The following is a 25,107-nucleotide window of genomic DNA, read 5'->3' on the forward strand; positions in this document are numbered from 1 at the left end:
GTTGACAACTCAGGTGTCCAAGGGAGCGGAACAAGCGAAGGAGCGTAGAGAGACAGCATGAAAGTGGTTGTACAGCGCTGTAAGGAAGCGCAGGTTACGGTAGATGGGGAGGTCACGGGGGCGATCGGCCAGGGGCTGATGGTGCTCGTCGGCGTGACCCATGAGGATACGGAGAAAGACGCGAAATATTTGGCTGATAAGGTTGCCGGGCTGCGCATTTTTGAAGATGATGAGGGGAAAATGAACTACAGCGTCATGGAAGTTGGCGGGGGCATACTGTCCGTGTCGCAGTTCACCCTGTACGGCGACTGCCGCAAAGGCAAACGTCCGAACTTCATGGCCGCGGCCAAACCGGATATCGCGGAGGGGCTGTACGAACAATTCAACCGCGAGCTCAGAGACAAAGGGCTTGAGGTCGCCACCGGCCGGTTCGGGGCGATGATGGACGTCACCTTTACCAACTGGGGGCCGGTCACGCTGATTATCGACAGCAAAGGGGCATAGAAACGGTAAATATCGGGCAAAATAGGGATGAGCATCCGCCATTTATATACACATAAGGAGTTCATCCAATATGCGCCAATCCGTTCAGACCCAGACGCTGCAGTCGCTGCCGCTTGCGCCGGTCGCCTCGCTGCACGAGGCCGCCAAGACGATGCAGGCTGTACGGGAAATCCCTTTTCCCTTATGGACCTTGTACACGAAGGGAATTGGCCGGCAGCAGACCATCCGGTAGTCGGCCCATGATTGTTTCAAGTAAATAGAACCGAGCAGAACCCTCTTTTGTTGCGAAAGAGGGTTCTTTTCTGTGAAGAAGAGCTTTTTCAGTTATTTGAGATGATCCGCCCCAGGTTTATTACGAAAATCATCCCCCCCATTTTGACTTGCCTGGCTCGCAATCCGAAATTCCGCCTCTTCTCCTTTCTTTCCTCACGATTGGATCCGCGAGCATGTTATAAACGTGCGCGATTCGGGTAATAACAAGGCGTGGACCACTTATCCATGAAAGGAGAACGATATTCCATGAGCAAGGTTGCATTTTTACTAGCGAACGCATTTGAAGATTCGGAAATGAAAGTCCCATATGATGAAGTCAACAAAGCGGGCCATGACACGGATATTATCGGCCTCCAGCAGGGTGAGAAGCTGACCGGTAAAAACGGTGAAGCCTCGTATACGGCGGATAAAGCTATCGCGGACGCGAAGGCGGCCGATTATGATGCCGTCGTCATTCCGGGAGGCTCTTCTCCGGAGAACCTGCGGCTGAACAAGGATGTGCTGAACTTCGTGAAGGAGATCAACAGCGCCGGCAAGCCGATCGCCGCGATTTGCCACGGCCCGCAAATTTTAATCAGCGCCGGTCTGCTGAAAGGCAGAACGATCACCTCGTACCCGCCGCTTCAGGATGACATGGTGAACGCCGGCGCGGAATTTAAGGATGAGGAAGTCGTCCTGGACGGCAACTTCATCACTTCACGGACTCCCAAAGACGAACCGGCCTTTGTCCGGGAACTGCTGAACGTGCTGTAAGGCTCCGGGAGTGCCTTGGAAGCTTTCGTTTTGTGATTCATGATTTTAAATAGAGATGGAGGTAATGTATCATGACGAAGCAAATTCAAGCGTACTTCAAAACCGAGGATGACGCGGAAAGCGCAAAAACGAAGCTGATTGGCTTCCAAACGGAGCACCTGGAGGTAAGCCGGCTTGGAGAGGGCATCGGCAGTGACCGCCGCATCCTGCTTCCAATCGCCCCCGTCAATTTTAGCGGCAGCTCCAATGCTGCAGGAACGTCAGGTGCGGTAGGCGTGCCTACCGCTTACCCGGCCGCAGGCATCCCTGTGGTGGACGACCGGGATCCGGACGAGCTGTCCGAGGAGGACCGCGAACGCCGTGCGGACGAGGGAGGCGACCTGCTCTCGGGAGCGGTGGACGTGTCGCCGGACGATGAGGACTACCGGGACCTGGAGTACGTCCTTGCTGCCAAAGTGCCTGACGATTCTTATCAGGACGTTGTCAATAAACTGCGGGCAAGCGGCGGTTATGTGGAAATTTTCGACTGATTTCCTCACAAACCGATGCAAAGAAAGCGCTGGATAAAGCGCTTTCTTTTATGTAATATAACTGTAATATTAGTTTCATATTTCCTTAATATTGGCTGTCTATAATAACAGCATGACCCCCTTTTTTAATATATTACCTTATTGAACCTACAATATGGATTGTAGGTTTTTTCTTTGCTGAAATGTCTGTAAATTGACAGCTGCATCCAATTTGTGACAGAGACTCTTGACTTTAGTGCAGCGGTTCATTACAATCTAAAAATAATCTAAAATCGATTTGATGACGGGACCAAGTAGTCCGTGCCCCACCATGCAGAGAGGAATCCCTTAGGCTGAGAGGATTCTATGGATGACCGGATGAATGACTTCCCCGAGAACAGGCGGCGAAAGTGGCTTGCGGCGCAGGATGTGCGCTGTTCCAGATCATGAGTAGACGTGCTGCGCTGAACGGGCGTTAATCGTTTGGAGCGGATACATAAGTATCCGGAATGTGGGTGGTACCACGGGAATCAATGAATAACGATCTCTCGTCCCTGTTGGCTTGTTCAAGCGCAGGGGTGAGGGATTTTTTTGTCTAGCCACAAATGATCTATGAAAAGAGGGGTTGCTATGGCTTACCAAAAACCGACGGGCACGCAGGATTTGCTGCCGGGCACGGTGGAGAAATGGCAGTTTGTCGAAGAAAAAGCCAGAGATTTGTGCCGGCGGTTCAATTACCGCGAAATCCGCACGCCGATGTTTGAGCAGACCGAACTGTTTGAACGCGGCGTTGGCGAAACGACGGATATCGTCGAAAAAGAGATGTACACGTTCAAGGACAAGGGCGACCGCAGCATGACGCTGCGCCCGGAAGGCACTGCCGGCGTGGTCCGCTCCTACGTCGAAAACAAGCTGTACGGTGAACCCGATGTCACCAAGCTTTACTACATTGGCCCGATGTTCCGCTACGAGCGTCCTCAGGCGGGACGTTACCGTCAGTTCCACCAGTTTGGGATCGAGGCGTTCGGTGCAGTGGATCCGGCCATCGATGCGGAAGTCGTCTCGCTCGGATACCAGTTCTGCAAAGACCTCGGCCTGCAGGGAGTGACCGTGGAAATCAACTCCGTGGGCAATCCCGCCAGCCGGGCGGCGTACCGGGAGAAGCTGCTCGCGTTTCTGACGCCGATGAAAGACACGCTGTGCAAGGACTGCCAGTCGCGGATGGAGCGCAACCCGATGCGGGTGCTGGACTGCAAGATCGACCAGGACAAATTCGTCGATGCGCCATCGATTCTGGACAGTCTGGACGAGGAGTGCACCACGCACTTCGAGCAGGTGAAAGCATACCTCACCGCGATGGAGGTCGACTTCAAGGTCAACCACCGACTGGTGCGCGGCCTGGACTATTACACCCACACCGCCTTCGAATACAAGGCGCAGGGCATCGGCGCGATCGATACGATCGGCGGCGGCGGGCGCTATAACGGCCTCGTCGGCGAAATCGGCGGTCCGGACCAGCCGGGCATCGGATTCGGCATTGGCCTCGAGCGAATCCTGCTGATCCTCGACAAGCAGGAGATCGATCTTCAAGCGGTGAAGCCGCTGGACGTGTACCTGGTGGCCCTAGGCGAAGCAGCCGACCGCGAAATCACCAAGCAGCTGTACCTGCTGCGCAAAGAAGGCTTTGCCGCAGAGCGTGACTACCTGGGCCGCAAGATGAAAGCGCAGATGAAGTCCGCTGACCGCCTGAAGGCGCGTTATACCGCGATTCTCGGGGACGACGAGCTGTCGCGCGGGGAAATCGCACTGAAGTCGATGGAAACCGGCGAGCAGCAGACGGTGAAGCTCAGCGAACTGCATTTGGCATTACGTAAATCCGCCAATAAGGCTGAATAAATATACCAATTAAAAGGGGAATGACAAAACATGCATAGGACCCATCAATGCGGTAGCCTGACCACCGCGAACATTGGAGAAACGGTAACATTAAACGGCTGGGTGCAAACCCGCCGTGACCTCGGGGGCGTCTTGTTTATCGACCTGCGCGACCGCAGCGGCATCGTGCAGATCGTATTCAATCCGGCATACTCCGGCGAAGCCCTCGCCATCGCCGACCGAGTGCGCAGCGAATACGTGCTGTCCGTCACAGGTAAAGTTGTGCAGCGCGACGCAGAAACGGTCAACCCGAACCTGCCGACCGGCCAAATCGAAGTGCAGATTACCGAGATCGAAGTGCTGAACGGCGCCAAAACGCCTCCGTTCTTCATCGAAGACGGTGTGGAAGTCGACGAGTCGCTTCGCCTCAAATACCGTTACCTGGACCTTCGCCGTCCGGAAATGCAAAAAACGCTGCTGCTCCGCTCCAAAGCATCGAAGATCTTCCGTGACTTCCTGGACGGAGAAGGCTTTATTGAAGTCGAAACGCCGATCCTGACAAAAAGCTCCCCGGAAGGCGCACGCGACTATCTCGTACCGAGCCGGGTGCATGAAGGCGAGTTCTTCGCTTTGCCGCAGTCCCCTCAGCAGTATAAACAGCTTCTGATGGTAGGCGGCATCGAGCGTTATTTCCAAATCGCCCGCTGCTTCCGTGACGAAGACCTGCGCGCCGACCGTCAGCCGGAGTTCACGCAGGTGGACATCGAAACGTCCTTTATGAACCAGGACGAGCTTCTGGGCATGATGGAGCAGCTGATGGCCCGCCTGTTCAAAGAAACGATTAACGTAGACATTCCTTTGCCATTCCAACGCCTGACTTATGCCGAAGCGATGGACAAATACGGCTCTGACAAACCGGACCTCCGGTTTGGGCTGGAATTGATCCAAGTCAGCGACCTGGTAGCTTCGAGCGGCGTCAAGGTGTTTGCTTCCGTCGTCGAAAAAGGCGGAGAAGTCAAAGTGCTGAACGCCAAAGGCTGCGGCACGTGGAGCCGTAAGGAAATCGACGATCTGGGTCCGTTCGCGGCCCGTTACGGTGCCAAAGGCTTAGCCTGGATCCAAGTCAAGGAAGGCGAGTTCAAAGGGCCGATCGTGAAGTTCTTTACGCCTGAAGAGATCGAAGCGCTGAGAGAGCGCACCGGGGCCGAAGAAGGCGACCTGCTGCTCTTCTCCGCTGACAATAAAAAAGTCGTAGCTGACGTGCTTGGCGCGCTTCGCCTGAAAATCGGCAAACAGCTCGGCCTGATCAACGAAAATGAGTTCAAATTTGCCTGGGTGGTCGACTTCCCGCTGCTCGAGTGGGATGAAGAAGAGAAACGTTACGTTGCTCTGCACCATCCGTTCACCCGTCCGCGCGACGAAGACCAGCATCTGTTTGAAACCGATCCGGGCAGCATTCTGGCCCAGGCTTACGACATCGTGTTGAACGGTTACGAAGTCGGCGGCGGTTCCATGCGGATCTACAAGCGCGACATGCAGGAGAAAATGTTCGCGGCCCTCGGCTTGTCGCCTGAGGATGCCAAAGACAAATTCGGCCACCTGCTGGATGCCTTTGAATACGGCACGCCACCTCACGGCGGCATCGCATTTGGCCTGGACCGGCTCGTCATGCTGCTCTCCGGACGCAGCAACCTGCGCGAAACGATCGCCTTCCCGAAAACAGCCAGCGCGACCGATCTGCTCATGGATGCACCGTCGCCGGTCGACCAAGGGCAGCTTGAACAGCTTCACATCAAGCTCGTGAAAAAGCCGGGGGAAGAGAAGAAAGTTCATTCTTAAGTTAAGGGAGGCCACCTGACGATATGCTTAATCAATTTTCACGTACGGAGCTGGCCATCGGGCCGGAAGGCCTGGAAGTCATGAAAAACAGCACGGTGGCGGTCCTCGGCATCGGCGGGGTGGGGTCCATTGCGGTGGAAGCCCTGGCCCGCACCGGGGTCGGCCGCATTATTTTGATTGATAAAGACGTGGTTGACATTACCAATATCAACCGCCAGATCCATGCATTGACGACGACCATCGGCCAGAAGAAGGCGGATCTGATGGTAGAGCGCGTCAAACTGATCAACCCGGACATCGATGCGATCGCATTGAACATGTTTTATACGGAAGAAACCTATCAGGAGCTGTTTAAGTATGAGCTGGATTACGTGCTGGACGCATCGGATACCGTGTCCTACAAAATCCATCTCATCAAAGAGTGCCTGAACCGTAAAATCCCGATCATTTCCAGCATGGGCGCGGCCAATAAAATGGACCCGACCAAATTCCAGGTTGCGGATATTTCCAAGACGACGATGGATCCGATCGCCCGGGTCATCCGCACAAAGCTGCGCAAAGACGGCATCAAAAAAGGCGTCAAGGTCGTGTTCTCGACCGAAGAGCCGATCAAGCCGCGCGTGGACGTGACGGAAAAAATCGTTCCGGAGAACGCGCCGGAGATCCGTAAGGCAAAGCAGCCGCCGGCCAGCAACGCCTACGTACCTCCTGTCGTCGGCCTCATCATGGTGAGCGTTGCCGTGAAGGACCTGCTCGCCAAAGCAGGGATTCAGGTATAACGAACATTCCGGAGCCGACCGGGAAGACGCTCGCGAAATAACGGGCATAACTGAAGCAAGTGATGGCGCGCGAGGCCGTATAACGGCGCTCGCGCCTTTTATTTTACAAATATGGTATAAATAAAATAGGTTGGACACCGTTTGTCGAACAGGAGGACTATTGTTGAAATCTAGTTTTTGGCACCGCAGCCTGGGGCTGCTGCCGGGGGACAGCTGGAAGAAAGAATGGATTGCGGGTGCTGTTTCGTATTTTTCCGTCGTATATATTGTGATGGTTAACGCGAATATTTTGCACGATGCGGGGATGCCGCTGAAGGCCGCCATGGTGGGAACACTGCTGACGTCGGTTGTGGGCTGCCTCCTGATGGCCTTTGGCGGCAAGTCGCCGATTGTGGTCGTACCGGGCATGGGCATCAACGCCTTCTTCACGTACACCCTGGTGCATTCCATGAAGCTGTCCTGGCAGGAAGCGCTGATGGTCGTCGCGGTCACGGGCGTATTATTTTCGATCGTTTCCTTTACGTCCTTGTACCGGATCGTGAGCGAGGCCATCCCGCACAACCTGAAGCACGGCATTACGGTAGGGATCGGGCTGTTTCTGACGTTTATCGGGCTGCAAAAAAGCCAAATCGTGATCGCCCACCAGACGACTTTTGTCACCATCGGGCATTTCAGCGATCCGGCCGTCATCGTGTCCTGCTTTACGCTGCTGCTTGCCCTGATTTTGTTTATCCGGGGCGTGCAGGGAGGACTGCTCATCAGCATTCTGCTGGGAACGGGACTGGCTTATCTGCTCGGTGCCGTCAAGCCGGTACAGCTCGAATCCGGACATACCTTCCGCCAGTACGGGGAACTGTTCGGCCATCTGTCAGCGGCAGGGATCGGCAGCCTGGTGTTCTGGATCGCCGTCTTTCTGCTGCTTCTGATCGTCGTCTTCGAAAATATCGGCCTCATCGCGGCGCAAACCCAGATGATCGGCCGGCCGGAACATTTTAAAGGCAGCCTCCGAGCGCTGTCGATATCGAACATCTTCGCCGGAATATTCGGGAGCAGTCCCGTGGTGGCGGCTGCAGAAACCTCCGCCGGGATTGCCGCCGGGGGGAGAACCGGGCTGTCGGCGCTCGTATCCGGCCTGCTGTTCGGAGCGACCTTTTTCTTCATTCCGCTTCTGAGCTACATACCGGACAGTGCCATCGCGCCAGTGCTGATCGTGATCGGCGGGCTGATGGTCCAGAACGTTAAAGAGATGGAGTTTACGGATTTGACCGAAGCGTTTCCGGCATTTCTCATTATGGTCATGATCCCTTTTACGTACAGCATTGTGGACGGCATGGCTTTCGGCTTTATCGCTTACCCGGTGGTAAAGCTGGCCCAGGGCAGAGGCCGGGAGGTTTCGCCTGTGCTGTACGGCATTGCCGTACTGTTTGTGGCGAACTTCGTGCTGCATGCGTTCCTCTAAGGCATAAATCGCGGAAGTGGAATCCCTTGAAAGGGGACCCGTTTAAGGGCGGGTGGATCTTTCCGGTTTGGGGTAATGGATAGGGACAGCTAAGCAGCTGTCCTGAGCCGTTTTTTCAGTGAATTATTTAGGAGGATTTCAAGAGATGACACTTATTCAATCGTTTACCGAAGGGCAGGAAATTACGGGCTTCTATCTGCTGAAATCGCTGCAGGTCAAACAGACGAACGCCACGCCGCCCAAGGATTATTTGGATATGATCTTATCGGATACGAGCGGGGAAATCCCGGCGAAACTGTGGGATACCTCCTCGACGGACAAGGAGACGTTCTTCGCGCCGATGCTCGTCAAAGTGCGGGGTATCGTCCAGCTGTACCGGGAGCGGCTGCAATTTAAAGTAACGCAGATCCGGCCGGCCAAGGATGAAGACGGGTACAGCATTACCGATTTCGTACGGTCAGCTCCCGTGCAGCCGGCGGACCTGGTCTATACGATCAAGGCGGCGGCGGCAAGCGTTCAGGATCCCGAGCTCCGCAAAATTATCGAGCACTGCTACGGCAAGGTTGGGGATAAGCTCATGCATTATCCGGCTGCCAAAGGCATGCATCATGCTTTTTACGCAGGCCTGGCCTACCATGTCGTGCGGATGCTGGAGCTGGCCGAGTTCGTGTGCATGCAGCGGCCGTTTTTGAATCGGGATCTGCTCGTGGCGGGTATTATTTTGCATGATATCGCAAAGACGGAAGAACTGACGGCGGAGCTGGGCATCGTCAGCGAGTACAGCTTCACCGGTAAGCTGATCGGCCACATTCCGCTTGCGGTCAGCTGGATCACGGAGGCGGCGGTGCTTCACGGCATGGACCTGAACGCGGAGAAAATCGTGCTGCTGCAGCACGTTATTCTGGCCCATCATAATTTGGCCGAGTGGGGCAGTCCGGTGCAGCCGCAAATCCCGGAGGCGCTTGCCCTGCATCTCATCGACCAGATGGATGCCAAGCTGCAAGCCGCCGAGGACGCCATCGATACGATGTCCATGACGGATGAATGGACCACGCCGGTACGGGCGCTGGAGAACAAGGCGTTCTACCGTTCGAAATACGGCAAGGCTTAACGTTGTGAGCTTTTTCGTCTGATTTCCGGACTTTATACGATATACGATCCTGAATTCATAAATAATGGGGAATGTTAAAACAGTCAGTGTGCGGTGACCCGCCCTGGCTGTTTTTTGATCTTCAGCGGCAACTAACGCATGGGGCAGCCGGATCTTACATCGCGTAAGAAGCGGCTGGAGCGGAGGGACGATGGCTGCACAGGAATCCGATTGCGAATTTTCCGGTTTATGGTAAAATCTTCGCCAATACAAATGGCTATTGAGATCCATGATGAAATAAAGGAGCATGCCCTTGAGAAATGTAACAGTGGGAATGATGATACGAAGGCTGCTTATTTTTGTTTTTGCCGCGCTGCTGCTGTTCCAGTTGGTCGACTGGCTCCCATGGAGAGACGGCAACCGGCTTATGATCGCGGACTTGAAAAACGACGGCCGGGTTACGGCGTATCCGGTGAACCGGAAACTGAACATGGATGACGATACATTTACTTTAAAGGAGCTGTACACCACGTCCAAACGGACCGCGATCCGCTACGCTTTCCGCAAAAAGGTGCGGGACGGCTGGTCCTTCCCGACGGCTTCCGTCAAGCTGCTGGACGCGTCAGGCAACGAACTGATCCAGCACGGGGCGAGCAGCACCGGAGTGCCATGGGGAGAGAACGGATGGATCTATTTTGACCCTCTGCCTGCAGGGACGAAGAAGCTGACCCTCCGCTATGATTGGTATGACCGGCAGAGTGAGCTGCCGATTCTCCTGGAGAAGGAGGAGAGCACCCAATGAAGATCAGCAGGCTGGGTGGAGTGCTGGAATGGTGCGCGGTCCTGATTTTGTTCATCATCCTGCTGTGGGTATCCGGATTGGATCGCGGCAGCTTTACGGCGCAGGGCGCCCATGAGCTTTCCGAGCGAAGCTATCATTACGGGCCGTCCAAGGTCGTGAGGAAGGTTCAGGTGGATCAGGATACGGTGGTGTTCCTGGGCACCTACAAGCAGTGGTTTTCTGCCGATACGGTTACCTGGAGCCATTTTAAATGGCATCCCAGCGGAGGTGTCGCCGGTGTGCCCAAAAACCCGGAAAAACCGCTGGCCTACAGCTGGGATATGAAGAGCACCGGATCGGATGGCGGGCTGGCCAAATTTTACGGTTATGTCAACGATCCCGACATCGTTACCGTGGAACTGGATGTGGTGATAGAGGACCGCGGCAGCAATACGGCGACGTCGGGAACGGAGCGGCAGCGCATATCGGATGACCGCATGTTCCTGTTCGTGTGGAAAACGGAGGGACGGGATTTCTCATGGCAATCCATCAAAGGACTGGACCGGGAGGGAAAGGTCAGGTACGAGCATAAGCTGCAGTAACGCCGCAAAAGTCGCAGCACGGGGGACATAGGCCGTCTTTATTCCTTTCCCCGGTCCCCGGGAATCTGAAATCCCTATGGTAAAATGCCTCCGGATTATGATATACTGAATATCCTTTTTAAGCGCGGCTTATGGATAAACCTTAAGCATTGGCTTACAAGAGCAGGAGCGGTTAACCCGCTCCTTAATACTTTTAGGAGGTAACTGAAAGTGGAGACCGATTTTCAAAGTGCCTATCAAGAGGAAGAGAGTAGGCTGAATGCGACGATCGCTGAGATCGACCGCCAGCTTGAGAGGCTGGGCGGCATTCCGGTATACACCGGGCATGATTTTACGGAACAGGTGCTGGAAGCGGGCCGGGAGGAGAAACGCCAGGCCCTGGCTAAAAGCCTGCAGGAGCCTTATTTCGGCAGGCTGGACTTCCAGGAAGGAAGCGGGGAGCGCAAGCCGCTCTACATCGGAAAAATCGGCGTAGACCAAGCGGAGGTCGGCGACCACCCGATGGTCATTGACTGGCGGGCGCCGGTGGCCAGCCTGTTCTATTCGTTTACGGGCGGGGAAGAAACGGCTTCGTACGAAGCGCCTGAGGGCATCATTGAAGGGCTGGTGTATTTGAAGCGGAACGTGGTGATCCGCAAGCAGATTTTGGAGAGGGTGGCCGATACATACAACCGCGAGAGCGACCAGCCCGCCGTGTCCGACGAGTTTCTCGTGTACCGGCTGGGCGAGAACAAGGACAATCGCCTGCGGGACATCGTGTCGACGATCCAGGCGGAGCAGGACCGGATCATCCGGGCCGCGCGGAACACGGCGCTCATCATCCAGGGGGTGGCGGGAAGCGGTAAAACAACCGTGGCGCTGCACCGCCTGGCTTTTCTGCTGTACCAGTACAAGGACCAGGTGTCGGCGGACAAAATGATCATTTTTGCCCCGAACCACATGTTTCTGGATTACATCTCCGACGTGCTGCCTGAGCTCGGGGTCGGGGATATTCAGCAGAGCACGTTTGCGGACTGGGCACTCCAGCTGCTGGGACTTGACCTTTCGCTGGCCGATAACGAAGAAACGCTGCGGTATTGGTTCGAGACGCCGGGGGGCATGCCGGAAATCACCGATAACGTGCCGGGACGGTTCAAAGGGTCGATTGTGTTCATGCAGATGATCCGTGACTGCTTGTCGTCTATGGAATTGAGTTCGGTGCCACCTGGCGATTTTATGCCGTGGGAAGGGGCAACCTTGGCTAGAGAGACGATTCTGCATTGGTTCAATGAGGAATATAAGCCGTACCCGCTGGCGAAGCGAAAAGAAAGGGTCATGGCCAGAATCCACCGCTGGATCGAAATGGAGCTGAAAAAGTCGCCTTCGGCGGCAGCGCTCAAGGACCGGAAGAAGAAGGCGGCGCAGCGTGAAAAGTCGTATGCGAACAAATGGCCGAAATACGAGCCGCTGCTGCTGTACAAGCAGATGTTCAAAGCCGTCAAAACGACCGGCGGCTGGCCGGAGGAAGCGCTGAGCGGCATCCCTGCCGCAGTGCTGAAATCTACCCAGTCCGACTTGAAAAAGGACGTCATCCGGGAAGAGGATCTTCCGGCTCTCCTTTATATGCACTACCTGCTGAATGACATTACGGGGGAACAGCGTTTTGACCATATCGTCATCGACGAAGCGCAGGATTTCTCCCCGTTTCAGGTGGCGGTGCTGGACTTGTTTGTGCGGGGACACTCCTTCACGATTTTGGGCGACTTGTCGCAAGGGATCCACGCCTACCGCGGCGTCCACAGCTGGGAGGAGATGAGCTCGCTGTTTGCTCCGGAGAACACTGCCTACTTTGCCCTGACGCGAAGCTACCGCTCGACGATGGAAATTATCGAATTCGCCAACGGCATCCTGGAAAATGGCGTGAAGAGCGATCTGCTTGCCGTACCCGTTTTCCGCAGCGGCAATCCGGTGCGCATTCTTCCGTATCATACGGGAGAAGCGGGGAGGGTCCGCTCCCTTCAGGAAGGGCTGCAGCAGCTGGCCGGCGGCGATTACCGGACGGTAGCCATTCTCACGCGGACGCTGGCCGACGCCGCCCGGCTGCATGAGCAGCTGGCCCCTGGAATACCCGACCTCCATTTGATAGACGGCGGCAAAAAGGCGTATGAAGGCGGTTTATCGGTTCTACCCGTGTATTTGTCCAAAGGTCTGGAATTCGACGCCGTCATCGTGGCTGATGCGGATCTTGCCCATTACGGCGATCAGGCCTGGGATGCCAAGCTGATGTACGTCGGCTGTACGCGCGCGCTGCACGAGCTCTGGATCATGCATGAGGATGCGGTGCCGCAATATTTGAACAACCCGCAGGAGGATATCGTCACAAGCGGGTGGAAATAGCATCGAACTTAAGACCGTTCCTTTTTCAAGGGACGGTCCTTTTTTTGTGATAACCGTTGCAGCCCAACTTTAAAATACGATTGACAGTACCTGGGAGGGGAGATATACTGAAGACTAATGAATGAATGATTCATTCATAAAAAATAGGCAAAGGCGGTCGATCGAATATGAACAATACGGTACGGTTCAACAATAGCCGGACGCTTGAAGGCAAATATATCGTGATCACGGGAGCGACCAGCGGCATTGGTTACGCGGCGGCAAAGGCATTGGTCCTGAGAGGGGCGAAGCTGGGCATCGTGGCCCGCAGCCGCAGTAAAGCCGCGGAATTGTCGGCAGAGCTGGGTAAGATGACAAACGGGGAAGCACAGATAGACTGCTTCATTGCGGATATGTCATCCCAGCAGGATATCCGCCGTGCAGCGGCAGAAATATTGAACCGCGTACCCCGGATCGACCGCCTGATCAACAACGCGGGAACGATGTTTGTTAAGAAGAAGCTGTCCGAGGACGGCCTGGAAATGACCTGGGCGGTGAACCATCTGGGCCCGTTTCTCCTGACCAGCCTGCTGCTGGATCGGCTGAAAGCGAGCGGCGATGCCCGGATTATTACGACCTCCTCCCACGGCCACAAAATGGCGAAAAGAGGCATAGATTTCACCGATATGAACGGTGACCGCCTGTACAGCGGACCAAAGGCGCTTCTCGGAGGCGCGAATCTCCGCTATGGCCAGAGCAAGCTGGCGAACATTTTGTTCACCGCCGAGCTGGCCAGACGGCTCAAAGGTACGGGAGTTACGGCTCACTGTTTTGATCCCGGTCTGGTGGCGACCAACTTCAACCAGGATAACGGAGGGCTGGCCCGGCTGACGATGGCCTGCATGAAGCCTTTTTCCCGAACGCCTGAACAAGGGGCGCAGACGCTCGTATGGCTCGCAGAATCACCGGAGCTTCTGCTGAAGAGCGGCGGTTATTACGCGGACATGAAGCTGCAGACGCCTTCCGATGCTGCGCGGGATGAAGCCGGCGCGAGCCGTCTATGGCAGGTGAGTGAAGAGCAGACCGGACTCCTTGCCGGACCGGGCTTACGACGGATACAATAAAAGCAGGGATGACGACTGATAAAAAGGAGGTCGCCGACGTGGCACCGCTGAACGAGCAGCAGTTGGAACAAATTCATGACGAACGCAGGGAACAGATCAAGAAGGCGGCGCTGAAGGTGTTCGCCCGGCACGGAATCAACGGAACGAAAATGAGCATGATTGCCGCCGAAGCTGGAATCAGCCAAGGGCTGTCTTACCGCTACTTCAGCTCCAAGGAAGAGCTGTTTACCGAACTCGTGCAGGAGGCGATGGAGGAGGCGCAGCACTCGATGAAGGAGCTGGGGCGTATGCCGGGAAGCCCTGCCGAGCAAATCCGCGTCCTGACGGAGGCTATGCTGGAGGGCGACAATAAGGATGCCTTTCTGCTGATCCACCAGGCTCAAACCTCGAGCGATGTTCCGGAGCGGGCGAAGGAAATGATCGGGCGGTATTCGCCGGAGGATACGATTGAGCAGCTGGTCCCGATTCTGGTCAAAGGCCAGGAAGCAGGCGAATTTCGCGAAGGAGACCCCCGCCGGCTGCTGTTTCTCTATCTGTCTGCGCTGACGGGCTTAATGCTGCAGGAGGTACCGGGACAGCCGGATTATTGGCGGAATGAGAGCGGCCTTCTGATGGGAATTCTCCTCCGGTAGCCCGGTACAGCAGCGGTGGTGAGGAATATCCTATCATCATTGAAGAGGTAAAGAATATTTATATCCGTTCTTTCACTTGCTGGAATTCCCAAAATATGAGTTAATAAAGGTGTCGGACGGCCGACGATTCTGTACGAAAGGAGGCTGATGCAATTTGATCACACAATACGAGGTGGTCTTCGCGTAAGCGAAGCCCCGCAGTATCGGGGGGCCGATCGGCTCCCCTTATACCGTTTTATTAAAATATATGGGTACATAATTCGAAAGGAGGCGAAAACAGCATGATCCAAGCATTTAGCGGGTTTGAAACAACCGTCGGAACTGGACATCTGTTGAAGTTTAAGGAGGACGTTTATCGTGAATTACAAAAACGGGAGGGATGTGCTTCCCCCTAGTTTGCTGAAGGAACTTCAGAAACATATTGAGGGCGAGCTGATTTACATCCCGAAGAGAAGCAACGAACGCGTCGGATGGGGTGTAAACAGCGGGACACGGCAAATGATCGAACGCAGAAACGAGGAGATCTTTGCTCTTCATTGCCAAGGTCATTCAATCGAATACTTGAAACAGGCTTTCCACCTGTCTCAGGAGAGCATCCGTAAGGTGATTTTTAAGAAACGGTCGGAACACGCCGAGGATGCCTCGAAACAAAAAGTGTCGGCACGCCAGTAGGCGAACACCTCCCCATCTATGCGTAATATAGATCGGAGGAGAAAAAATATGATGGAACACCACTATGTACAAGAGAAATTGATGGAATACAAGCACGCGGATCTGCACAGACGAAGGAGCCGGTTGCTGCGTGCAACGGAAAAACCTGTGGAAAGCACAGTACAGCTGTATGCCGGTTGGAACAGTCCATGGCCAGGTATGCTCTCGCGTTTGTTCCGCTCCAAAATGCGGCAGCAGTAAAGAGTGCGCGCAGCGTTAAACCTCTTTTTCATATGCTCGAAATGGCTCAGCAGGCGGGCCGTTTCTAAAGAAACCGTTCGGATGCTGAACGGTTTTTTGCTGTTTAAGATTATAGAATTTATAAAATTCAGCGAAGCTGAACCATTCTATAATCGCAAGAAAAACTTCAGCTAAACGCGGTTTGTCTTCTTTGGAAGTACGTCGATAGACGTTTTTCTTAAGATTATAGAATTTATAAAATTCAGCGAAGCTGAACCATTCTATAATCGCAAGAAAAACTTCAGCTAAACGCGGTCTGTTTTCTTTGGAAGTACGTCGATAGACGTTTTTCTTAAGATTATAGAATTTTATAAATTTCAGCGAAGCTGAACCATTCTATAATCGCAAGAAAAACTTCAGCTAAACGCGGTCTGTCTTCTTTGGAAGTACGTCGATAGACGTTTTTCTTATGCACGGAAGTCCGCCTCCTTCCTTCTTTTGGCTGCGGTTACAAAGCAATAGCATCGGGGCTAAGCAGTAAGGTACAATGAAGAGGGGGCATATTCAAGCGGTTACGAAAGCAAAAGGACATGCTGCACCCAGATATCCGTGAACCGCGAGGTGATGCAATGAGTCCGAAAGGTTTGACGGTCAGGGAGATGCTGAAGCTGCCGGTGATGGAGCATGCGCAGTTGATCAGCGGGGAACGCGGTCTTGACCGTATCGTACAATATATAGATATTTGGGAGGTTCCCGATATCGGAAATTGGCTGCGGGAAGGCGAGATGGTGCTGACGACAGGCTATTCGACCCGGAACGACCCGTCGCTGCTGGTCGAAATGATCGAACAGCTCGCCAAAGTGAACGGGGCGGGGGTGGCCATTAAGCCGGAACGCTTTATTCCCCATATCCCGCAGGAAATGATCGATAAAAGCAACCAATACGATATTCCGATCATTCAGCTTCCTATCGGGATGGCTTACATTGACATAACATATCATGTTATGGATCAAATTTTAAACCGACAGGCTGTGCTGCTGAGGCGGGCCGAAGAGGTCAATAAGGCGCTGACCCGGCTGGTATTGAACAATAAAGGCATTCAAGTCGTCGCTGACAACGTCTCGGAGTTGATTGATTCGCCGATATGGATTATCGGTAAGGCCGGAGAGGTGCTGGCGTCGTCGCCGGAAGGGTACCCTTACCGGTCTTCGGGGAAGCATCACCAGTGGGAGGTTAGCGTCGACAACAAAATGCTGGGTAAATTCGTGGTGGAGAAGCGGGAGCTGAATGAGCTGGATCTCATGCTGATTGAGCAGGCAAGGCTCGTTTTCTCGCTTGAGCTGATGAGGAACAAAATCGCCAAGGACACGGAAAACCGGCTGAGGGGCACGTTTTTCGAGGAGCTGATTTTGAACACGGTGTCCGATGAGCGGGTGACGGCCTCCAGGGGCCGGCAGCTCGGTCTTTCGCCCGAGTGGCTGTGGGAAGTGGCTGTCGTCGAGGCGGACGAGCCTTTTTACAATGAGGACAGTACGGTCGTCACGAATATTCAGGCGTTCATACGTAAGGAGTCTGCCTCGCGGAAAGTCCGGTCCCAGCTCCAAATCCATGGGGGAAGGATCGTGCTGTTTCTGCCCTCCGCCAAGCCTGCGGGACAGGACCGCCGGATCGTGGACAAGGATGTGACGCTTCCATGGTGCGATGCCCTTTCCGGGCAGCTGAGCTCTTGGGAAGGAGTGCGGATGGGCATCGGCCGTCCGGGCTCCCTGGTCGAGGCACACCGAAGCTATGGCGAAGCCCGAACGGCGGTGTCAATCGGATACCGGCTGAACCAGGAGCGCCGGATGTTCACCTACACGGAAGTGGAGATGATCCACCTGCTGCAGGAATCGACCGACCCTGCCCGCCTGAACCGGTTCGTTGAGGAAAAGGTAGGCGTGCTCGCTGAACATGACAGGACCCACGGCACAAATTACGTCAGGACGCTATATCATTATATGGCGACAGGCGGCAGCCTGAACGAAACGTCGTTGCGGATGTTTATTCACCGCAATTCGGTAAATTACCGGATGGACCGGATTAAATCGATTATCGGCCTAGATTTGAACAATCCAAGGTGCCGTTTCGAATTGTACTTATGTACGACATTTTATTTATTAAATCATTAGCGGATCAAAGCGACCCTTTGTGCCATGAGCACAAAGGGTCGCTTTCAGTTTTGGTGGATGAGTACATTGTTCCATCGGGGTGAAAGGCATAAAATCTAATGTAATATATTTTAACATCAATAGTTTAAAGGAACGAAGGGGTGATCGACTTGATAGGATTAATTCGTGTATTTACGGCGAAAGATAATGAAGTGCTGCAAGCGCACGGAAACATGATTCAAGAGCAATTTGAAGTCCCTGTCATGAGCAGAAGCATACCTGATCAACCGCTGGGCATTTACGATGATGCGTCGGAGGAAGCAGCCCTTCCGAAAATCGTAGAGCTTGGCATCCAGATGGAGCAGGAAGGCTGCCGCCTGCTGATTGTCAGCTGCGCCGCCGATCCGGGTGTCCGGGAATTGCGCAGCCGTGTGTCGATCCCCGTCATCGGGGCCGGAAGCTCGGCTGCTTTGGTCGCTCTCTCGCTCGGCGAGCCCGTCGGATTAATGGGGATCACCGAAGGGATTCCGCCGGTCATGAAAGTACTGCTGGATGAGCTGATCGTAGGATACTCCCGGCCTGAAGGCGTGACCAATACGACGGATCTGATGACGGAAGCGGGACGGCAGAAAGCGCTGGAAGGAGCACGGTCCCTGGTGGAGAAGGGAGCAAAAGCGATTGTATTCGCTTGCACCGGTTTCTCTACTATTCATTTTGCCGATGTGATCCGGAAAGAGCTGCAGGTTCCCGTCGTTGATATCGTCGAAGCGGAAGGCTTGATGGCCGCCAACTATTATAAGCAGATTATTTCCGCTTCCTGATCGCTCGAATTTGCCAGTACTGTATTACCTTGATGCGAGGCGGTGGAATCTCCCTTCTCATAAGGATTGGGAAGAAGATACTTTTCCTTAACCTCTGAGTGGGCATCCGGGCCCAGCAACACCGCTTGTGGCGTGGCATAAAACATATCCTTCAAATGCGGCCTGCAATATAGATTGAACTATAGAAATGAATGTTAAAGTGCCAAGTGAAATTCATATATATTGGAGGCGTTATCATGAGCGAAGTAAAACACGAAGCAGAACAAGCAGGCGGCAAAGAGAAGCACCCCAGCATTTTTGAGCCCTTTGGCTTGATACTCAACATCGTTACCGCCATCCTGGGTGCCATCGTCGGGATACAAATCGTTACCACGCTTGGTGTTACGCCGAATACGGCTATTATCGGAGCGCTCGTGGCGATGCTGATCGCGAGGATTCCGATTGCGGTCTTTAAGAAATACAAGTCGGTACACCGGCAAAATATGGTGCAGACTTCGATATCCTCGGCCACGTTCGGGGCGGCCAACAGTTTGTTTATTCCGATCGGCATTCCGTTCGTGATGGGAGAGACGAAGCTGATCGTTCCGATGCTGATCGGCGCAGCGATGGCCATGTTCGTGGATGCGGCGCTGCTGTACAAGCTGTTCGACTCGAAGTTGTTCCCCGCGTCAGGGACATGGGCTCCGGGCGTAGCGACAGCCGAATCGATCATAGCCGGCGATAAGGGCGGCAAGCGCGCCGGACTGCTCGGCGTCGGTACGGTACTCGGACTCATCGGTTCCTATTTCCACATTTCGATGTCGGCCTTCGGCGTCGCCTTTATCGGCAACATCTGGGCGCTCAGCATGTTCGGCATCGGCCTTCTGATCCGGCAGTATTCCATTCCGTGGTTCAACATTAACGTGGAGGCTCTCTATATCGCCCATGGCGTCATGATCGGCGCAGGGATCGTCGCCCTCGTTCAAGCCGCGATTCTGATTTTCAAACGGCCGAAAAAATCGGAACGGGAAGTTGACGATTCGAAGTATACCCGTACGGAGGGTGAAGCGAGACGCTCCCTGGGACTGGGTTTTGTCGCTTACCTGATCATCGCACTTATTATCGCCATCATCGGCGGCCTGATGACGAAGATGTCGCTCGGCATGCTGATCGGCTTCCTGTTCTTTGCGGCCTTTGCCGCGTTTGTGCACGAAATTATCGTCGGCATCGCGGCGATGCATTCCGGCTGGTTCCCGGCGTTTGCCGTCGCGTTCATTACGCTTTTGTTCGGTATGCTGATCGGCTTTCCACCGGTGGCGCTGGCCCTTTTGGCCGGATTCAGTGCCGCTACCGGCCCGGCGTTTGCGGACATGGGATACGACCTGAAGACAGGCTACATTCTGCGCGGCAACGGGGAAGACCCCGAATTTGAAAAGCGGGGCAGAAAGCAGCAGTACATGACAGGCATGATCGCCTTCGGCGTAGCCGTTATCGTTGTTGCCCTGACGTATAACTCCTACTTCTCGCAAAAGCTCGTTCCGCCGATCGATACGGTTTACGTATCGACGATTCAAGCGGGAACCTCGGGCGACGTGGCAATGAAGCTGCTGCTGTGGGCCATTCCTGGCGCCATTCTGCAGCTCATCGGCGGCGCCAAGCGCCAGATCGGCGTCATGTTCGCGACAGGCCTCCTCATTGCGACACCGAACGCCTGCTGGGCGGTTCTTGCGGGTCTCTTGATCCGGATCGTTGTCCTGAAAGTGAAGGGGAAGGAAGCCGAAACGCCAATGAGTATCCTGGCGGCCGGTTTTATCGCAGGAGACGCGCTGTACAGCTTCTTTAACTCGATATTCAAAATCAGAAAGTAGGTGCATACACCAATGGCACGTATACCTTTGGATGAAAGCATGATGGAGAGCGCCGTTTATGGCGGCGCAGTATTGGGCGGCGGCGGTGGCGGCTGGATCGAGGAAGGCCTTCAGATCGGCCGGCTCGCGCTTGAGCTGGGGCAGCCGGAGCTGCGCACCATCGACGAATTCGCGGATAACGACACGCTCGTGACCGTATCGCTGGTCGGTGCACCGGGGGCAAAGGATAAGTACCTGAAGCCCATTCACTACTCCAAAGCGCTGGACATGCTGACCGGCTTGCTCGGCAAGCCGATCTCGGCCATTCACACCAACGAGAACGGGGCTGGCACAACGGTCAACGGATGGCTGCAGTCGGTCATTACCGGAATTCCGCTGGTCGACTTCGCCTGCAACGGCAGAGCGCATCCGACAGGCACGATGGGTGCCCTGAATCTGACGGAGGTTGAAGATTACGTGTCCCACCAAACGGCCATCGGCGGTAAAGGTGACAACTATCTGGAGTTCAGCGTCTCCGGTTCCCTTGGCAAAGCGGCGTCGATGATCCGCAAGGCGTCGGTTGAAGCGGGCGGCCTGGTCGCAGTGGCGAGAAATCCGGTGACCGCAGCTTATGCGAAGCAAAACGGCGCTCCGGGAGCCATCTCGCAGGCGATCGAAGTCGGCCGGGCGCTGCTCGGCGCCAAAGGCGAAGCAGCTATCGAAGCAGTTGTGGCCAAGCTCGGCGGCCGGATCGTGGCGGCCGGAGAGGTGACGGATTTTCAGATCGAGACGACCGGCGGATTCGATGTCGGGACCGTGCAGATCGACGGGTTCGAAATGACGTTCTGGAATGAATACATGACGCTGGAAAAGGACGGGGAACGCTTCGCGACATTCCCGGACCTGATCATGACCCTGGACGCCAAAACGGCCAGACCGGTCGTGACCGCCGCTTTGGAGAAGGGGCAGCAGCTCGCCGTGATCGTCGTGCCGAAGGAGAAGCTGCTCCTCAGCACCACGATGCGCAACAAGAAGCTGATGCTGCCGGTGGAAGACATTATCAAGAAGCCGGTTCTGGATTATTTGTTCTAAATCGTTACGGATGGTTCGAAAGTTACAGAGAGAACACCCGCACAACAGACAGAAGATGGAGGTATCGGTCATATGACACTCAAGCAAACGATGATTTCGCTGGATGCGATGGATGATGGCTATGTAACGGGAGAGAAGGTCAAAGCGCTGTTCGCCGACTATGCGGAGATTTCCGTCGAAGTGCAAACAGTAACCGGCGAAAAGGGAAGCACCGATTTTATTAAAATCGTCATTCCGGGCACCGAGGGCAAGTCCAAGGGCGGTTCGGTTCCGACCCTCGGCATCGTTGGACGCCTTGGCGGCATTGGCGCCCGTCCAAGCCGGATCGGACTCGTCTCCGACGCTGACGGGGCAGTAGCGGCGGTTGCTTCCGCGCTTAAGCTTGCGGATATGCAGGTCAAGGGAGACCGCCTCAAAGGCGACGTCATCGTGACGACGCATATTTGTCCGGACGCCCCGACCCGTCCGCATGAGCCGGTAGATTTTATGGATTCGCCGGTCGATATCGGTGCGATGAACGCCCACGAGGTGCTGCCGGAAATGGACGCGGTCCTCTCGATCGACACGACGAAGGGCAACCGGGTCATCAACCATAAAGGCTTCGCCATTTCGCCGACCGTCAAGGAAGGTTACATTTTGCGGGTGAGCGAGGACCTGCTGCGCATTATGGAAATGACGACGGGACTGCTGCCGGTGACGTTCCCGATCACGATGCAGGACATTACACCTTACGGCAACGACTTGTACCACATCAACTCGATCCTGCAGCCTGCCGTGGCCACTTCGGCACCGGTCGTCGGGGTAGCCGTAACGGCCCAGTCGGTCGTGCCGGGATGCGGCACGGGGGCGAGCCACGAGATCGACATCGCCGCCGCGGTCCGCTTTGCGGTGGAAGTCGCCAAAGAGGTCACGAACGGAACCTGCGCGTTTTATAATCCGGATGAATATGACCGGATCGTCAAGCTGTACGGTTCGATGAAGGTGCTGCAGACGGCGGGGAATGCCTGAGACAGCCACGGAAGAGGGAAGAGGCCATACGGCTGTCTTCCCTTTTTCAGCAGGGAGATCCCCGTTTGGGTACGATTCAATCATGATGTAACCAGGGGATACGAACAATGTGTAGTGGGGAAGCTTCATTCGATATCGATCATGGTGAAGGAGGATCAGCGGTATGACGAAACTGGGAGTAATTACGATCGGGCAGGCGCCGCGGAAGGACGTTACGCCGATTCTGGAGGAGCATCTGCCAAGCCGGGTGGATATCGTTCAGGCCGGCGTGCTGGACGGAATGACCAAGGAGGAAATCGACGCAAAGCTGAAGCCGGAGGAAGGCGACCATACGCTCACCTCGCGGTTAACGACAGGGCAGTCGGTCGTCATGGGAAGAAGCAAGATGCAGCCGCTCCTTCAGCAGAAAATTTATGACATGGAAGAGCAGGGCATCCGGCAGATTTTGCTGCTGTGCACAGGCGTATTTCCGGGACTCGCCACCCAATCTTCCTATTTGATCGAGCCGGATCATATCATTCCCCCGGCGGTGAAAGCGATGGTCGGCCCAAGACGTTTGGGCGTCATCGTTCCGCTGGAGGAGCAGAAGGACAGCATGAACTCAAAGTTTGAGCTTCATGGACTGCATCCGGTGTTTGCCGTTGCTTCGCCGTACATTGTTGAGGAAGGGAATTTCGAAGCAGCCGCACGCGCGCTGAAGGGCCAGACGGATCTGATTCTGTTGGACTGTATGGGATACACCGAGGAAGCGCGCCGTATCGTGGCCGAAGCCTCCGGCTTGCCGGTCATTCTGTCGAATGCTATTATGGCTAAAATCGTATCGGAAATGATTTGAGCCGGTCGAACCCTATTTTTTATAAGGAAGGAAGCTGTTTCGCAATGAATGAAAAGATCGTTGAAATCAGTATGAACACGTTGGCCGATTGCCTTGGCTTGAAATCCGGAGAGACTTTTCTGGTCGTTACCGATGAGAGCCGGAAGGAGCTTGCCGAAGCGCTGCATGAAGCCGGAAAGCGTCTCGGAGCCGAGTCGATGCTGGCTGTCATGACAGAACGTGCGAAGTCGGGGGAGGAGCCGCCTGAGGCGATTGCGGCCGCAATGACCAAAGCGCAGGTCGTGGTGTGCATTACGAAGCACTCGCTGACGCATACGCAGGCCCGCAAGCAGGCGGTAGCCGCCGGAGCGCGTCTGGCTACCATGCCGGGCATCACCGAGGACATGTTCCTGGAAGGAGCTATTGCCGCCGATTATACGCAGGTCAAAGCGTTGACAGAAAAAGTGACGGATATGCTGACAGGCGCCCAAACGGTGCGCATCGAGAAGGACGGCCGTTCGCTGGAGTTTTCCATCCAGGGGCGGGACGGGGTGCCCAGCACGGGCATGTACCTGGAGCCGGGACAATCCGGAAACCTGCCTTCGGGAGAAGCCTATATCGCTCCGGTCGAAGGAACGGCCGAAGGTCAAATCGTCGTTGACGGCTCCATTGCCGGCATCGGCAAGCTGTCGGGCCCGATCGTGCTGACCGTGGAAAAGGGACGCCTGACCGCGGCCGAAGGGGGACCGGAGGGAGAGAAGCTGCTGCAGATGCTCGGCGATGGGGACGGCCGGCTGCTTGGCGAGTTCGGCATCGGCACGAACGAGAAGGCCCGGATCACCGGCGTCGTGCTGGAAGACGAGAAGGTGTACGGCACCATCCACGTGGCCTTCGGCAGCAACAACACGTTCGGCGGAATCGTCGCCGCAGGCGTGCATATCGATTGCGTCGTCGGCAAGCCGGATGTGTATCTGGACGGCCGTCAAATTATGAACAATGGGGAATTGAACGGCTGAACGCTGTAGCGTTCTAGCGGAATGCGATTGCTTGAGGGGGAGAGACATGGGACGGAACATGATACGAAACCGCTTCGAGCTGGAGGGAAGCGTGCCGGACGAAACGCATCTGAACGGGACGATCCAGGTTCTGACCAGCCATGAGTCCGTCCGGGGCTTTACGCCGGAGGAAGTGCCGCCGGCCGCGCTCGAAGCGATCCTGACGTCCGCCAGAAGCGCGCCAACTTCCTCCAACCTGCAGGCTTACAGCATCATCGTTGTCCGGGACGCGGACCGGAAATCGCGAATTTCGGCACTGTCCGGCCACCAGGGCTTTATCCAGGAAGCGCCGGTGATGCTGGTTTTCTGCGCGGACATTCATCGACTGAAATATGTAACGCAGCGGCAGGGCTACGACTTTAAGGCGGACACGCTTGAAATGTTCCTGCTGTCTTCCGTCGATGCCGCACTGGCGATGCAGAATGCCCTGGTCGCTGCCGAAGCGCTCGGTTATGGCGCCGTCCCGGTCGGGTCTGTCCGCAACCATCCGGAGGAGCTGGCGCTTGAGCTTGGCCTTCCCGAGGGGATGTTTGCCGTCGTCGGCCTTGCGGTCGGTCGGGAGCGTGAAGGGGTGCGCAGAGGGGTGAAGCCCCGTCTGCCGCGGAGCGTTACGGTTCATGAAGAACGGTATTCGGCCGCCGCATTGGACAAAGGGCTGAATGCGTACGATGAGCTAATGATATCACGCCGATCGTATGACGGCCGCCGGGTCTCGATTGCCGGCGAACCGGAGAAGGAAGGATCGGATTATGGCTGGTGTGAGCACACGGCCAGACGCTGCACGCGACCGGAGACGATCGCGGCATCGTCAAGCTTAAGAGAGCATTTACGGGAAGTTTTGATGCGGAGAGGATTTTCCTTGCGTTAGGCGAGAGGGG

24 protein-coding genes are annotated in these 25,107 nt (G+C 55.3%); all 24 read left to right on the forward strand.

What is annotated here, in order from left to right; genetic code table 11:
* The first annotated feature begins 57 nt into the window (after positions 1–57).
* The 24 genes from dtd (at position 58) to K2F33_RS15800 (ending at position 25,097) form a co-directional block, all read left to right on the forward strand.
* Complete coding sequence (gene dtd, locus K2F33_RS15685; RefSeq protein ID WP_145023269.1) at positions 58–504, forward strand: D-aminoacyl-tRNA deacylase; 447 nt, start codon at positions 58–60, stop codon at positions 502–504.
* Between the two features lie 70 nt (positions 505–574).
* A complete protein-coding gene (locus K2F33_RS15690) occupies positions 575–736 on the forward strand; it encodes a hypothetical protein (RefSeq protein WP_163879807.1) in 162 nt (53 codons plus the stop codon).
* 287 nt (positions 737–1,023) lie between these two features.
* Complete coding sequence (locus K2F33_RS15695) at positions 1,024–1,530, forward strand: type 1 glutamine amidotransferase domain-containing protein (protein ID WP_076176996.1); 507 nt, start codon at positions 1,024–1,026, stop codon at positions 1,528–1,530.
* 71 nt (positions 1,531–1,601) lie between these two features.
* Positions 1,602–2,060 carry a hypothetical protein gene (locus tag K2F33_RS15700; protein ID WP_145142807.1) on the forward strand — a complete coding sequence of 153 codons (459 nt, stop codon included), beginning with the start codon at positions 1,602–1,604 and terminating at the stop codon, positions 2,058–2,060.
* A gap of 609 nt (positions 2,061–2,669) precedes the next feature.
* The gene (gene hisS, locus K2F33_RS15705) at positions 2,670–3,935 is read left to right on the forward strand and encodes a histidine--tRNA ligase (protein WP_263882158.1); all 1,266 of its coding nucleotides are present in this window, start codon (positions 2,670–2,672) and stop codon (positions 3,933–3,935) included.
* 30 nt (positions 3,936–3,965) lie between these two features.
* On the forward strand, positions 3,966–5,753 hold the full coding sequence (gene aspS / locus K2F33_RS15710; RefSeq protein ID WP_089548342.1) for an aspartate--tRNA ligase: 1,788 nt from the start codon (positions 3,966–3,968) through the stop codon (positions 5,751–5,753).
* A gap of 23 nt (positions 5,754–5,776) precedes the next feature.
* Positions 5,777–6,532: a tRNA threonylcarbamoyladenosine dehydratase gene (locus K2F33_RS15715; RefSeq protein WP_076177000.1), complete on the forward strand. Its 756-nt coding sequence runs from the start codon at positions 5,777–5,779 to the stop codon at positions 6,530–6,532.
* A gap of 163 nt (positions 6,533–6,695) precedes the next feature.
* Complete coding sequence (locus K2F33_RS15720) at positions 6,696–7,991, forward strand: NCS2 family permease (RefSeq protein ID WP_076177001.1); 1,296 nt, start codon at positions 6,696–6,698, stop codon at positions 7,989–7,991.
* 145 nt (positions 7,992–8,136) lie between these two features.
* The gene (locus K2F33_RS15725; protein ID WP_076177002.1) at positions 8,137–9,102 is read left to right on the forward strand and encodes a 3'-5' exoribonuclease YhaM family protein; all 966 of its coding nucleotides are present in this window, start codon (positions 8,137–8,139) and stop codon (positions 9,100–9,102) included.
* A 292-nt stretch (positions 9,103–9,394) separates the two neighbouring features.
* A complete protein-coding gene (locus K2F33_RS15730; protein ID WP_143811882.1) occupies positions 9,395–9,883 on the forward strand; it encodes a DUF5643 domain-containing protein in 489 nt (162 codons plus the stop codon).
* The gene (locus K2F33_RS15735; protein ID WP_089548340.1) at positions 9,880–10,464 is read left to right on the forward strand and encodes a DUF5044 domain-containing protein; all 585 of its coding nucleotides are present in this window, start codon (positions 9,880–9,882) and stop codon (positions 10,462–10,464) included. The genes K2F33_RS15730 and K2F33_RS15735 overlap by 4 nt, the downstream gene beginning before the upstream one ends.
* A 210-nt stretch (positions 10,465–10,674) precedes the next feature.
* Complete coding sequence (locus K2F33_RS15740; protein WP_263882160.1) at positions 10,675–12,840, forward strand: HelD family protein; 2,166 nt, start codon at positions 10,675–10,677, stop codon at positions 12,838–12,840.
* A gap of 167 nt (positions 12,841–13,007) precedes the next feature.
* Entirely contained in the window at positions 13,008–13,943 is a 936-nt protein-coding gene (locus K2F33_RS15745; protein WP_263882162.1) for an SDR family oxidoreductase, read from the forward strand.
* Positions 13,944–13,981: 38 nt separating this feature from the next.
* Positions 13,982–14,575 carry a TetR/AcrR family transcriptional regulator gene (locus K2F33_RS15750; protein WP_076177007.1) on the forward strand — a complete coding sequence of 198 codons (594 nt, stop codon included), beginning with the start codon at positions 13,982–13,984 and terminating at the stop codon, positions 14,573–14,575.
* Between the two features lie 357 nt (positions 14,576–14,932).
* Positions 14,933–15,247: a CD3324 family protein gene (locus K2F33_RS15755; RefSeq protein WP_089548337.1), complete on the forward strand. Its 315-nt coding sequence runs from the start codon at positions 14,933–14,935 to the stop codon at positions 15,245–15,247.
* A 48-nt stretch (positions 15,248–15,295) separates the two neighbouring features.
* The gene (locus K2F33_RS15760) at positions 15,296–15,487 is read left to right on the forward strand and encodes a hypothetical protein (protein WP_089548336.1); all 192 of its coding nucleotides are present in this window, start codon (positions 15,296–15,298) and stop codon (positions 15,485–15,487) included.
* Between the two features lie 608 nt (positions 15,488–16,095).
* Positions 16,096–17,634, forward strand: a complete 1,539-nt coding sequence (locus K2F33_RS15765; RefSeq protein WP_263882163.1) for a PucR family transcriptional regulator — start codon at positions 16,096–16,098, stop codon at positions 17,632–17,634.
* A 149-nt stretch (positions 17,635–17,783) separates the two neighbouring features.
* A complete protein-coding gene (locus tag K2F33_RS15770) occupies positions 17,784–18,434 on the forward strand; it encodes an aspartate/glutamate racemase family protein (RefSeq protein ID WP_076169626.1) in 651 nt (216 codons plus the stop codon).
* 236 nt (positions 18,435–18,670) lie between these two features.
* Positions 18,671–20,281: an OPT/YSL family transporter gene (locus K2F33_RS15775; RefSeq protein WP_263882164.1), complete on the forward strand. Its 1,611-nt coding sequence runs from the start codon at positions 18,671–18,673 to the stop codon at positions 20,279–20,281.
* 12 nt (positions 20,282–20,293) lie between these two features.
* A complete protein-coding gene (locus K2F33_RS15780) occupies positions 20,294–21,352 on the forward strand; it encodes an S-methyl thiohydantoin desulfurase family protein (protein WP_076169628.1) in 1,059 nt (352 codons plus the stop codon).
* A gap of 72 nt (positions 21,353–21,424) precedes the next feature.
* Positions 21,425–22,360 (forward strand): DUF1177 domain-containing protein, encoded by a 936-nt coding sequence (locus K2F33_RS15785; protein ID WP_076169629.1) that lies wholly within the window; start codon positions 21,425–21,427, stop codon positions 22,358–22,360.
* Positions 22,361–22,523: 163 nt separating this feature from the next.
* Entirely contained in the window at positions 22,524–23,195 is a 672-nt protein-coding gene (locus K2F33_RS15790) for an AroM family protein (RefSeq protein ID WP_263882165.1), read from the forward strand.
* A gap of 44 nt (positions 23,196–23,239) precedes the next feature.
* Entirely contained in the window at positions 23,240–24,190 is a 951-nt protein-coding gene (locus K2F33_RS15795) for an aminopeptidase (RefSeq protein WP_263882166.1), read from the forward strand.
* Positions 24,191–24,236: 46 nt separating this feature from the next.
* Positions 24,237–25,097 (forward strand): NADPH-dependent oxidoreductase, encoded by an 861-nt coding sequence (locus K2F33_RS15800; protein WP_263882167.1) that lies wholly within the window; start codon positions 24,237–24,239, stop codon positions 25,095–25,097.
* Positions 25,098–25,107: the final 10 nt, after the last annotated feature.

Source organism: Paenibacillus sp. PSB04, from assembly GCF_025809195.1.
Taxonomy (GTDB): Bacteria; Bacillota; Bacilli; order Paenibacillales; family Paenibacillaceae; genus Paenibacillus_AQ; species Paenibacillus_AQ favisporus.